The 12101-nt window shown below is 65.4% G+C and carries 10 protein-coding genes and 2 tRNA genes; 8 read left to right on the top strand and 4 right to left on the bottom strand.

The window, feature by feature from the left end; genetic code table 11:
- Positions 1-65: 65 nt before the first annotated feature.
- Both glpD and J8I26_RS00915 read right to left on the bottom strand, forming a co-directional pair.
- On the bottom strand, positions 66-1730 hold the full coding sequence (gene glpD / locus J8I26_RS00910) for a glycerol-3-phosphate dehydrogenase (protein WP_209603199.1): 1665 nt from the start codon (positions 1728-1730) through the stop codon (positions 66-68).
- Positions 1727-2719, bottom strand: a complete 993-nt coding sequence (locus J8I26_RS00915) for a sugar-binding transcriptional regulator (RefSeq protein WP_209603201.1) — start codon at positions 2717-2719, stop codon at positions 1727-1729. Before J8I26_RS00915 ends, glpD begins: the two co-directional genes overlap by 4 nt.
- 346 nt (positions 2720-3065) lie before the next feature.
- Here J8I26_RS00915 and J8I26_RS00920 point away from each other — a divergent pair, with 346 nt between their 5' ends.
- The 3 genes from J8I26_RS00920 to J8I26_RS00930 are packed head-to-tail and all read left to right on the top strand — an operon-like array spanning position 3066 to position 5642.
- Positions 3066-3875: a MetQ/NlpA family ABC transporter substrate-binding protein gene (locus tag J8I26_RS00920; protein ID WP_209604717.1), complete on the top strand. Its 810-nt coding sequence runs from the start codon at positions 3066-3068 to the stop codon at positions 3873-3875.
- A complete protein-coding gene (locus J8I26_RS00925) occupies positions 3872-5005 on the top strand; it encodes an ATP-binding cassette domain-containing protein (RefSeq protein WP_245200009.1) in 1134 nt (377 codons plus the stop codon). Before J8I26_RS00920 ends, J8I26_RS00925 begins: the two co-directional genes overlap by 4 nt.
- Positions 4986-5642, top strand: coding sequence for a methionine ABC transporter permease (locus tag J8I26_RS00930; protein ID WP_209603203.1), 657 nt, complete (start codon positions 4986-4988; stop codon positions 5640-5642). The genes J8I26_RS00925 and J8I26_RS00930 overlap by 20 nt, the downstream gene beginning before the upstream one ends.
- A 173-nt stretch (positions 5643-5815) precedes the next feature.
- On the opposite strand, the gene J8I26_RS00935 is transcribed toward J8I26_RS00930, so the two are convergent.
- Both J8I26_RS00935 and metG read right to left on the bottom strand, forming a co-directional pair.
- Positions 5816-6295, bottom strand: a complete 480-nt coding sequence (locus tag J8I26_RS00935) for a GNAT family N-acetyltransferase (RefSeq protein ID WP_209603205.1) — start codon at positions 6293-6295, stop codon at positions 5816-5818.
- Between the two features lie 41 nt (positions 6296-6336).
- Complete coding sequence (gene metG / locus J8I26_RS00940) at positions 6337-8412, bottom strand: methionine--tRNA ligase (protein ID WP_209603207.1); 2076 nt, start codon at positions 8410-8412, stop codon at positions 6337-6339.
- Between the two features lie 187 nt (positions 8413-8599).
- Here metG and apbC point away from each other — a divergent pair, with 187 nt between their 5' ends.
- The 5 genes from apbC (at position 8600) to J8I26_RS00965 (ending at position 12099) form a co-directional block, all read left to right on the top strand.
- The gene (gene apbC / locus J8I26_RS00945) at positions 8600-9688 is read left to right on the top strand and encodes an iron-sulfur cluster carrier protein ApbC (RefSeq protein ID WP_209603209.1); all 1089 of its coding nucleotides are present in this window, start codon (positions 8600-8602) and stop codon (positions 9686-9688) included.
- A gap of 162 nt (positions 9689-9850) precedes the next feature.
- The gene (locus tag J8I26_RS00950; protein WP_245200010.1) at positions 9851-10276 is read left to right on the top strand and encodes a DUF4399 domain-containing protein; all 426 of its coding nucleotides are present in this window, start codon (positions 9851-9853) and stop codon (positions 10274-10276) included.
- A 131-nt stretch (positions 10277-10407) separates the two neighbouring features.
- Entirely contained in the window at positions 10408-11808 is a 1401-nt protein-coding gene (gene gltX, locus J8I26_RS00955) for a glutamate--tRNA ligase (protein WP_209603211.1), read from the top strand.
- Between the two features lie 73 nt (positions 11809-11881).
- Positions 11882-11957, top strand: a tRNA-Ala gene (locus J8I26_RS00960).
- A gap of 69 nt (positions 11958-12026) precedes the next feature.
- Positions 12027-12099: transfer RNA gene (locus J8I26_RS00965), tRNA-Glu, on the top strand.
- Positions 12100-12101: the final 2 nt, after the last annotated feature.

Consider the following 12101-nt stretch of genomic DNA (forward strand, 5'->3'; position numbering starts at 1 on the left):
ATGACGCTTTGCGTTGCAGATCTGCCGCCGCCATCGGCGCATGCGATGAACGGCTGTAATCGTTTTCACCATCGACGCGACACTTGCGCGTCCGCGCCCGGCCGGGTCAGACCGGTTCGGAGGCGACGGCCGGGCGCGGGGCGGCCGGCGCGATAAGCCGCAAACCAGCCGCGGAACCAGGCGCCGAACTCGGCGCGTTGCGCCTCGCTCATGTGCAGGCCGCACTTGGTCCGACGCCACAACACGTCGTCGGCCTCGCGCGCCCATTCATGCTCCACCAGATATTCCACTTCACGTTGGGTGAGGCCGCCGCCGAAATCGCGTCCCAGTTCGGCCATCGACTGCGCAGCGCGCAGGATCTGGCGACAGTTCAGACCGTGGCGCGAGAACAGGCGCGCCAGGAAATGCGCGTCCAGCCCGGCGTAGCGGGTTTGCAGCCGCGTCACTTCGCGCTGGCGGTCGGCACGCCTGAAGCCGGCGCCGGGCAGGGCTTCGGTGGCGCTCCAGCCGGCGCGACGCGAGCGGTCTTGCATCCACGGCGCCAGCTTGTCCAGCACCGACTCAGCCAGGCGTCGGTAGGTGGTGATCTTGCCGCCGTAGACCGAGACGCAGGGCAGGCCGCGCCGCTCCTGCAGCACCAGCGTGTAGTCGCGGGTGACGGCCGAAGGATTGTCGGACTCGTCGTCGAACAGCGGGCGCACGCCGGCGTAGCGCCAGGCGATGTCGGCCGCGCTGATCGGGCGCGCCAGGTAGCGGTTGACCGCGCGCAGCAGGTAAGCCTCTTCCTCGGCGCTGATGCGGGCGCCGTGGTTCATGTTTTCCTGCGGCACGTCGGTGGTGCCGATCAGGGTGTAGCGCTCTTCATAGGGGATCATGAAGACGATGCGCTTGTCGTCGTTTTGCAGGATGTAGGCGTGTTCGCCGTCGAACAGGCGCGGCACCACGATATGGCTGCCGCGCACCAGCTTGACGGCGGCGTGCCTGGCGGTCTCGCCGTCGTCGGCATTGAGCTGGTGATCCATCTGCGCCACCCAGGGGCCGGCGGTGTTGACCACGGCGCGCGCCTTGACGCTACGGTGCTCGCCGCTGCTGACGTCTTCCAGCGTGCACAGCCAGTGGTTGTCGCCGCCGTCCTGGTTTTCGACGCGACGGGCGTCGGCCAGGCGGGTGCGCGGCAGGATGTCGGCGCCGTGCTCCTGCGCCGACAGCAGGTTCAGGATCACCAGCCGGGCGTCGTCCACCCAGGCATCGGAATAGGCGAAGCCGCGCGTGATGGCGGGCAGCAGTCCGCTGGCGTGCGCCATGCGGTCCAGCCGCACGGCTCTGGATTTGGGCAGGGTGATGCGCCCGCCGATGTGGTCGTACAGCCAGAGGCCCAGGCGGATCATCCAACGCGGGCGCAGGCCGTCCACATGCGGCATCACGAAGCGCAGCGGCCAGGCGATGTGGGGGGCGATGTCGAGCAGGCGTTCGCGCTCGGACAGAGCCTCGGCCACCAGACGGAATTCGTAGTACTCCAGGTAGCGCAGGCCGCCGTGGATCAGCTTGGTGCTGGCCGAGGAGGTGGCGCCGGCGAAATCGTGCTGCTCGCACAAGGCGACCGACAGACCGCGGCCGGCTGCGTCGCGCGCCACGCCGGCGCCGTTGATGCCGCCGCCGATCACGAGCAGGTCGTAGAGACCCGCGTCGGCCCGGCCGGCTTGCGCTGCCTGGTTGCCCGGGGTGTTCATGCGCCGGCGTCCTGGTTGTCGCTTGCGCGCAGTTGCTCCACCAGCAGGCGCGCGCTCGGTTCGTCGATCACCAGCTCGTTGATGAAGCCGCCTTGCAGCGCCGCGCGCAGGCCGGGGATCTTGCCGCGGCCGGAGACAACGCAGATCGAGTGCGCGGCGCGCTGGAAGCAGTCCATGCCCGGTCCGCTGCTGCGCGCGTTCAAGGCGATGTCGCGCCAGCTGCCGTCTTCGCGGAAGAACATGGTGGCGATGTCACCCACCAGGCCTTCGTCGCGGATCATCTTGCGTTCTTCTTCGCTCAGGTAACCGCCGGTGTGCACGTGACTGCCGGTGGCTTCGGCGCCGATCGAGAACAGCAGGATGGAGGCGCTGTCTTGCAGCGCGCGGATGGATTTGATGCTCTTCTCGCGCCACAGCGCGGCGCGGGTGTCGGCGTAGTCGAAGAAGGCCGGCACCGGGAAGTGATGCGCGCGCGCGCCGTAGTTTTGCGCGAAGCGCGAGACGATGGATTCGCCGAAGGTGTTGACGAAGTTCAGCCCCGTGCCCGAGCCGTTCAACTGCACCACGTCGACGTCGTGGACCTGCTTGGGCAGCAGCTTGTCGGCGATCTCGGCCACCGTGGTGCCCCAGGCCAGGCCGATCACGGTCGACGGCGCCACCAGCGAGCTGACGTAGGCGGCGGCGTGGCCCGCTACGCGCTGCAGGGTTTCCTTCTCGGTGGCGGCGGCCGAGACCGGCACCACCTGGATCGAGCGCAGCTTGAAGCGTTCGGCGATGACGCTTTCCAGGTTGCCCGAAATTTCCTGCGGATCGTGCACGCGGATCTCGACTAGGCCGCGATCGAGCGCGAAGGAGAGCAGGCGCGAGACGGTGGCGCGCGACGTGCCGATTTCCTCGGCGATGGCCGCCGTGGTCATGTTCTGGAAGTAGTAGAGGCGTGCCACGCGCACGGCCATGTAGGCGGTTTCTTGCCTATCCCCGTTAGCCATAATGGATGCTTGAACGTATGATCATTGTTGTTGAACGTTTGTAAAAATAGGCCTCTTGCCCAGGCAAGTAAAGGCGTATCGATACGGCTATGCAGCATGGAGGGGATGATATTGAGCTTTTGTTACAGCTTGATGAACGGATGTTCTCTTGCTGCGGGAACACGTCGGTGTGTTCAACGCGGAGCCTGGGACGAGCTGCGATGCACGGGAAAAAGGCCGCGCCGCGGGCGTGGCGACGCATAAGGACATATGAATTCCTTCGTTGGTGGCGGCAGGGGCGCTCTCTACACTGGGCCATTCCGAGCGCCGGTGCGGCGCATCACAACACATCCACGGAGAGCCCATGATGACCCCACGCCTGCGCGTACGCGCCCTGATCGCCGTCGCCCTGTTTTCACTGGTCGGCCTGGCCGACGCCGCCGACCCCAAGACCTTGCGCGTGGGCGTGCGCGGCGGCACCGACGAGCAGATCTGGGAGGTGGTCACGCAGGTGGCGAAGAAGAACGGCCTGAACGTGCAGCCGGTGGTGATCTCCGGTGCGGCCAGCCCGAACGAGGCGCTCAACAACGGCGACCTGGAGGCCAACTCCTTCCAGCACATTCCCTTCCTGCGCGACCAGATCAAGCAGCGCGGCTACAAACTGGCAGCGGTGGGCGACACTTACATCTCGCCGATCGCCTTCTATTCGAAGAAGTACAAAGCCATCAAGGACCTGCCGGACGGCGCCAAGGTCGCCATTCCCAATGACCCCAGCAACCAGACGCGCGCGCTGGTGGTGCTGCGCGACGCCGGCCTGTTCACATTGCGTGACGGCTTCGATCCCTATACCGGCACCGCCTCGCTGGCCGACGTCACCGGCTACAAGAAGAAGATCAACCTGATCGAAAGCGCCTCGGTGGTGCTGGCGCGCTCGCTGGAGGACGTCGACACTGCCGCCATCGTCAACACCTTCGCCTATCAGGCCGGGCTGATCGCCACGCGCGACGGCATCGCGGTGGAGAAGCGCGAACACAATCCCTACGTCAACATCATCGTGGTGCGCGAGCAGGACAAGAACGCGCCTTGGGTGGCGCCGCTGGTGAAGGCTTACCAGTCCGAGGAAGTGCGCCAGTTCATCCAGAAGCAATTTGGCGGCTCGGTGGTGCCGGTATTTTGAGTCTCGCGGCCCTGATCCGCGCCGGCGTCGGGCTGGCGCCGCGCGCGCGTAGCGATGCGGCGACCACGACTGCAGACGCCGGCCGGGCGTCGGCGGCGCACATCGCCTTTCACCAGGTCGGCAGGCACTACCCGGGAGCGGCCGGGCCGGTGCGGGCGTTGCAGGAAGTCTCCTTCGAGGTGCGGCGCGGCGAGGTGTTCGGCATCATCGGTCGCAGCGGCGCCGGCAAGTCGACCCTGCTGCGCACCGTCAATGCGCTGGAGCGGCCCGATGCCGGCACGGTGAAGGTCAACGGCGTCGACGTCGGCTCTCTGGATGAAGACGGCCTGGTGGCGCTGCGTCGCCGCGTGGGCATGATCTTCCAGCATTTCAACCTGCTCTCGGCCAAGACCGTACGCGACAACGTCGGCCTGCCGCTGCGCGTGGCCGGCGTGCCGCCGCAACGCGTGCGCGAGCGGGTAGATGCCTTGCTGGCGTTGGTGGGGCTGGCCGACAAGGCCGACGTATATCCGGCCAAGTTGTCCGGTGGCCAGAAGCAGCGCGTGGGAATCGCCCGCGCGCTGGTGCACGCGCCGGAGATCCTGCTGTGCGACGAGGCGACCTCGGCGCTTGATCCCGAAACCACGCAGTCGATTCTGGCCCTGCTGCGCGAGGTCAGCGCGTCGATGGGGCTGACGGTGGTGCTGATCACGCACGACATGGCGGTGATCCGCGAAATCTGCGACCGCGTGCTGGTGCTGGACCAGGGCAGGGCGGTCGAACTGGGTGAGGTCTGGCGCGTGTTCGGCAGCCCGCAGGCCGAGGCCACGCGGGCGCTGCTGCGGCCGCTGCAGCATGGAGTGCCGCCGGACCTGGCGCAACAGCTGGTGGAGGACCTGCACGGCGCGCCGGGGCATGCCGTGCTCAGCTTGCGCTTCACCGGCGCCGAAGGGCCGCAGGGCGTCAGCCTGCAGGCGCTGGCTGCGCTCGGGCCGCAGGCGACGCTGCTGCACGGCGGCCTCGACCGCATCCGCGGCCATGCGCAGGGCGAGCTGCTGGTGGCACTGCCGGCGCATGACGTTGCCCGCGTGCGTGGTCTTTTCAAGGACGAACTTACCAAGGTCATCGGCTATGTCCCTGCCCGCGCTTGATAAATATTTCCAGGCCTTCTTCGAGACGCTGCTGATGGTGGGCGCCTCGGCGGTGCTGGCCATCGCGCTGGGGCTGGTGCTGGCGGTGGTGCTCACCGTCACCGCGCGCCACAACCTGTACCCGCGGCCGCGCCTGCATCGGGCGCTGTCGGTCACGGTTAACGTGTTTCGCGCGGTGCCCTTCATCATCATGCTGGTGGCGCTGTTGCCGGTGACGCGCTTGCTGGTCGGCACCACGCTGGGCACCTGGGCCGCGGTGGTACCGCTGACGGTGAATCTGATTCCCTTCTATGCGCGCATCGCCCAGGTCTCGCTCAACGACGTCGATGGCGGACTGGTGGAGGCGGCGCGCGCCATGGGGTGCCGGCGCTGGCACATCGTGCGCCACGTGCTGCTGCCGGAAGCCTTGCCCGGCATCGTCGGCGGCATGACGGTGAGCGTGATCGCCATGATCAACGCCTCGGCGATGGCCGGTGCGGTGGGCGCCGGCGGCCTGGGCGATCTCGCCATCCGCTACGGCTACGAGCGTTACGAGACGCGGGTGATGTTCGAGGTGATCGTGATCCTGATCGCGCTGGTGTCGCTGATCCAGCTGGCGGGAGAGGGCATCTCGCGCAGGCTGCATCACCGGCGCTGATGCCAATCAATTGATCCGTCATCCCGGCGCAGGCCGGGATCCAGTGGCGTTGTTCGTGCTGTGGGGCGCCTGGCGGGCGATTGATGAACGCGACGAACGACGCTGGGTCCCGACCGTCGTCAGGACGACGATATACGAGGAAAGGCAGCGCTGAACGTTCGGGGACGACTGGCTTAGTGCCGCATCACCCGCCGCATCACGATGGGCGGCGTGTCGTCCGGATTGGCGCGGGTGTATTCCAGCTCGGGCGCAATCTCGAAGCCGAAGGCCGCATACAGATCCACCAGCTGGGCCTGGTCCACACGTACCGCCAGGCGCAGCTCGCGCACGTCGGCAGCCTGGGCGCGGTGGATCAGCGCCTCCATCAGGTGCTGCGACAGGCGCTCGCCGCGAAAGGTCGGGCAGATGCCCATGCGGCGGATTTCCCAGACGTCGAAGTCGGAGTCCAGCGGCAGCCAGCGCACCGAGCCGGCCGGCGTTTCGCCGCGCAGCAGGATGAAGGCGCCCCCGTGCTGCAGGTCTTCGATGACGTGGTCGGTCGCCTCGCGGTGGCCCGATGAGTTGGGCGCCACCTTGTTGGCCCAGCTGTTGCGGGTCAGTTCGGCGATCAATGCCGCATCTTCCGAGGTGGCTTCGCGTATCAGCAGTTCCATGTCGTCTCCTTGCCGGCGTTCGCTATCCGATCGACGTCGGCTCAGCGCACCCGCATGCCCGGCTCGGCGCCCGGCCACGGGTTGAGCACGTAGATGCCCGGGTTGGCTTTCTCGTCCTTGGCCGAGGCGGCCAGCACCATGCCTTCCGAGATGCCGAACTTCATCTTGCGCGGCGCCAGGTTGGCCACCATCACGGTCAGCTTGCCCACCAGCTCTTCGGGCTTGTAGGCCGAGGCGATGCCGGAGAACACGTTGCGCATGCGACCTTCGCCGGCGTCCAGCGTCAGGCGCAACAGCTTGGTCGAGCCTTCCACCGCTTCGCAGTTGACGATCTTGGCGATGCGCAGGTCGATCTTGGCGAAGTCGTCGATGGAGATTTCCGGCGCCAGTTCCTCGATCGCGCTTTCTTCCGCGACGGGGGCGGCCGGGGCCGCTTCCGGCGCGTCGAACAGCGCGTCCAGCATTTTCGGGTCGACCCGCTGCATCAGATGCGAATAGGCATTGATGACGTGGCCGTCGGCCAGCGGGACGTTGACGTCGCTCCACTGGAAGGGCTGCGCGTTGAAGAAGCTTTCCACCTGCGCGGCCAGCTGCGGCAGCACCGGCTTCAGGTACACGGTCAGGATGCGGAAGGCTTCCAGCAGGCGGCTGCAGACTTCATGCAGCTGGACGTCGCGGGCGGCGTCCTTGGCCAGTTCCCAGGGCTTGTTGGCGTCGACGTAGGCGTTGATGGCGTCGGCCTGCTCCATCACCAGGCGCAAGGCCTTGCCGTATTCGCGCTGCTCGTACAGCGAGCGGACCTCGTCGGCCACGCCGCGCAGCTTGGCCAGGAAAGCGTCGTCGGCGGTGGCCCATGCGGTCGAGACACGGCCGTCGAAACGCTTGGCGATGAAGCCGGCGGCACGGCTGGCGATGTTGACGTATTTGCCGATCAGGTCGGAGTTCACGCGCGCCACGAAGTCGTCCGGGTTGAAGTCGACGTCTTCCACCTTGGCGTTGAGCTTGGCGGCGATGTAGTAACGCAGCCATTCCGGGTTCATGCCGATGTCGAGGTAGCGCAGCGGCGAGATGCCGGTGCCGCGCGACTTGGACATCTTTTCGCCGGAGACCGTGATGAAGCCGTGCACGAACACGTTGTTGGGCGTCTTGCGGCCGGCGAACTTCAGCATGGCGGGCCAGAACAGCGTGTGGAAGTAGGTGATGTCCTTGCCGATGAAGTGGTACTGCTCGGTCTTCTCGTCGGCCATGAAGGCGTCGAAGTCGCGGCCGAACTTCTCGGGATGCTTGCCGAAGTAGTTCTTCAGTGAGGCCAGGTAGCCGATCGGCGCGTCCAGCCAGACGTAGAAGTACTTGCCCGGCGCATCCGGGATCTCGATGCCGAAGTAGGGCGCGTCGCGCGAGATGTCCCAGTCGCCCAGGCCGCCTTCGCCGTCCAGCCATTCGCGGCACTTGTTGGCCACTTCCGGTTGCAGGCGGTTGTTGTCCAGCGCCCACTCGCGCAGGAACTCCACGCACTTCGGGTCCGACAGCTTGAAGAAGAAGTGCTCGGACGACTTCATCACCGGCGTGGCGCCGGTCAGGGTCGAGTACGGGTTCTTCAGGTCGGTCGGCGCGTAGACCGCGCTGCAGACTTCGCAGGAGTCGCCGTACTGGTCCTTGGCGCCGCACTTGGGGCACTCGCCCTTGATGTAGCGGTCCGGCAGGAACATGTTCTTGACCGGGTCGTAGAACTGTTCGATGGTCTTGGTCGAGATCAGCTTGGCTTCGTCACGCAGCGCGCGGTAGATGTCCTGCGACAGCGCGTGATTCTCGGGGCTGTCGGTGGAGCTCCAGTTGTCGAAGGCGATGTGGAAGCCGTCCAGGTATTGCTTGCGGCCGGCGGCGATGTTGGCCACGAACTGCTGCGGCGTGACGCCGGCCTTTTCGGCCGCGATCATGATCGGCGCGCCGTGCGCGTCGTCGGCGCCGACGAAGTGGACCTCATTGCCCTGCATTCGCTGGAACCGGACCCAGATGTCGGCCTGGATGTATTCCATGATGTGGCCGATGTGGAACGCGCCGTTGGCGTAGGGGAGTGCGGTCGTGACGAAGAGTTGGCGGGATGCTGAGGTGCTCATTGGCAATACTGACGAGGCGAGGGTGGTGGAAAAAGAGAGCCATTCTAGCAGCCGTGGCCGCTCGGGCGCAGCAGTTGATGATTTGGCAACCGTAAATGGCGCTGCGGCGCAGTTCATCCTTGCCCGCAAGGCAAGGCGGCGCAAGCCTGATTGGGATAGACTTGCGGGTTCTGAGCAAGGAGAAACAATGAGCATCACCGTGGAAGAAATCAAGGCCGCCCTGTTGCAGGTGATCGACCCCAATACCGGGCGCGACCTGGTCAGCGGCAAGGAGGCCAAAAACATCCGTGTCGACGGCGGTCGTGTGCTGCTGGACGTGGAGCTGGGTTACCCGGCCAAAAGCCAGGTCGAGCCGATCCGTCAACTGGTGACGGAGGCCCTGGGCAAGCTGCCGGGCGTGAGCGGCGTGGAAGCCAATGTTTATTTCAAGATCGTCGCGCACGCGGTGCAGCGCGGCATCAAGCTCAAGAGCAACGTCAAGAATATCATCGCCGTGGCCTCCGGCAAGGGCGGCGTGGGCAAGTCGACCACGGCGGTGAACCTGGCGCTGGCGCTGGCCGCCGAGGGCGCGCAGGTAGGCATCCTGGACGCCGACATCTACGGCCCTTCGCAGCCGATGATGATGGGCATCTCCGGCCAGCCGGAGACCAAGGACGGCAAGACCATGGAGCCGCTGGAGAACCACGGCCTGCAGGTGTCGTCGATCGGCTTCATGATCGACCCCGACGAGCCCATGGTTTGGCGCGGCCCGATCGTGACCCAGGCGCTGCAGCAGCTGCTGGACCAGACCAACTGGCGCGACCTCGATTACCTGATCGTCGACATGCCGCCGGGCACCGGCGACGTGCAGCTGACGCTGTCGCAGAAGGTGCCCGTCACCGGCGCGGTGATCGTCACCACGCCGCAGGACATCGCGCTGCTGGATGCGCGCAAGGGCCTGCGCATGTTCGAGAAGGTGGGCATCCCCATCCTCGGCATCGTCGAGAACATGAGCATGCACGTCTGCTCCAACTGCGGCCATGCCGAGCCGATCTTCGGCGTGGGCGGCGGCGAACGCATGTGCGCGGACTTCGGCGTGGACTTCCTGGGCGCGTTGCCGCTGACCATGGAGATCCGCCAGCAGACCGATTCGGGCAAGCCTACCGTGGTGGCCGACCCGGACGGCAAGGTTGCCGAGATTTACAAGAACATTGCGCGCCGGGTCGCGGTCAAAGTGGCGGAGAAGGCGCGCGACATGACCAGCAAGTTCCCCAGCATCGTGGTGCAGAACGACTAGGCGACTGATCGGTTGACCGGTTGATCAAGGGTTCTGAAATTTCGGTGAGGCGGAAGCAGAAAAAGTGAAAGCCGGGACGGGAAGTTTTCGTCCCCGCTTTGGTTTTCGGCGTGTACATGGCGAAATCCGCCTCCCATCCACATTTCACCAAGGAGAACCCTCATGATCATCCGCCAACGTTCCCACCTGTCGCGCACGCTGTTCGCCGCTTCCTTGCTGATGCTGAGCATGGCCGCCTCGGTCGCGCAGGCTGCAGAAAAGTCGGTCACCATCCTCGAGCCCAAGAGCGGCGCCACGGTGAGCAGCCCGTTCAAGGTCAGGTTCGGGGTCAGCGGCATGACCGTGCATCCGGCCACCGAAGTGATCGAAGGCACCGGCCACCATCATTTGCTGATCAACCACGGCCCGATCAAGGAGGGCGAGGTCATCCCCATGGATGACACCCACTTGCACTACGGCAAGGGACAGACCGAGGCCGAGGTAACGCTGTCGCCGGGCAAGTACAAGCTGACCGCGCAATTCGCCAACGGCGCCCACCAGTCCTACGGCAAGAAGATGTCCGACACCATCAACGTCACCGTCAAATAAGGCGGCCTGCGGCGGCCGGGCATGGCGTGGCCGCCGCCAAAGGCGGTAAAATACCGCCTTTCGATTGATGACCTCGACCGTCGAACGGCTTTGGCATGCCAAGGCCGTTTTGGTTTTTATCCGCTCCGATCATGACTGCATCTACTGTTCGTACCCGTTTTGCTCCCAGCCCCACCGGCTACCTGCACCTGGGCGGCGCCCGCACCGCGCTGTTCTCGTGGGCCTACGCCCGTCGTTTCGGCGGCACCTTCGTGCTGCGCATCGAGGATACCGACCTGGAGCGTTCGACCCCGGAAGCGGTGCAGGCCATCATCGAGGGCATGCAGTGGCTGGGCCTGGAGCATGACGAAGGCCCGTTCTACCAGATGAAGCGCATGGACCGTTACCGCGAGGTGGTGGCGCAGATGCTGGAGCAGGGCACCGCTTATTACTGCTATTGCTCGCCGGAAGAAGTCGAGGCCATGCGCGAGCGCCAGCGCGCCGCCGGCGAAAAGCCGCGCTACGACGGCACCTGGCGTCCGGAGCCGGGCAAGACGCTGCCGGCCATTCCAGCCGACCGCAAGCCGGTGGTGCGTTTCAAGAGCCCGCTGGAAGGCGACGTCACCTGGAACGACGTGGTCAAGGGCCCGATCACCATTTCCAACCGCGAGCTGGACGACCTGGTCATCGCCCGTCCGGACGGCACCCCGACCTATAACTTCTGCGTGGTGGTGGACGACTGGGACATGAAGATCACCCACGTCATCCGCGGCGACGACCACGTCAACAACACCCCGCGCCAGATCAACATCCTCAAGGCGCTGGGCGGCACGCTGCCCGAGTACGGCCACGTGCCGATGATCCTGGGCGCCGACGGCGAAAAGCTGTCCAAGCGCCACGGCGCGGTGTCGGTGATGGATTATCCGGCACAGGGCTACCTGCCCGAAGCCATGCTGAACTACCTGGCGCGCCTGGGCTGGAGCCACGGCGACGACGAGATCTTCTCGATGCAGCAGTTCTGCGAGTGGTTCGACCTTGACCACCTGACCAGCTCGGCGGCGCAGTTCAACCCGGAAAAGCTGAACTGGCTCAACAACCACTACATCAAGCTGGCCGACAACGCCCGCTTGGCGACGCTGGCGCGTCCGCTGCTGGAAAAAGAGGGCGCTGCCTTCGACGGCGCGCCCGCGCTGGATGGTGTGATCGCGCTGCTCAAGGACCGCGCCAACACCGTCAACGAGATCGCCGCCGCGGCCCTGATGTTCTACCGCCAGCCGGCGCCGGAAGCGGCCCTGGTCGAGCAGCACATCACCGACGCCATCAAGCCGGCGTTGGCCGAGTTCGCGCAGCGTTGCGCCACGGTCGAATGGACCAAGGAGGCGATCGCGCCGATGATCAAGGAAGTGCTGGCTACCCATAAGCTGAAGATGCCCCAGCTGGCGATGCCGCTGCGCCTGATCGTAGCCGGCCAATTGCAGACCCCGGCCATCGACGCCGTGCTGCAATTGTTCGGTCGTGAGACCGTGCTGTCGCGCCTGAAGGCATATGCTTAAAAAATTAAGCTTTTTTGTTTAAAAAGATATTGTCTTTTGAAAATAGGTATTGCATAATCTCGCTTCTTCGCAAGGGGGTATAGCTCAGCTGGGAGAGCGCTTGCATGGCATGCAAGAGGTCAGCGGTTCGATCCCGCTTACCTCCACCAGCGACCCGCAGTAGTTTGGCGGTGATATTCCAAGCGAAACTTGGATGTAGAAATTAGCAGCACCTGATTGTCCCTATCGTCTAGAGGCCTAGGACATCACCCTTTCACGGTGAGTACCGGGGTTCGAATCCCCGTGGGGACGCC

This window comes from Herbaspirillum sp. LeCh32-8 (assembly GCF_017814915.1).
GTDB lineage: Bacteria > Pseudomonadota > Gammaproteobacteria > Burkholderiales > Burkholderiaceae_D > Herbaspirillum.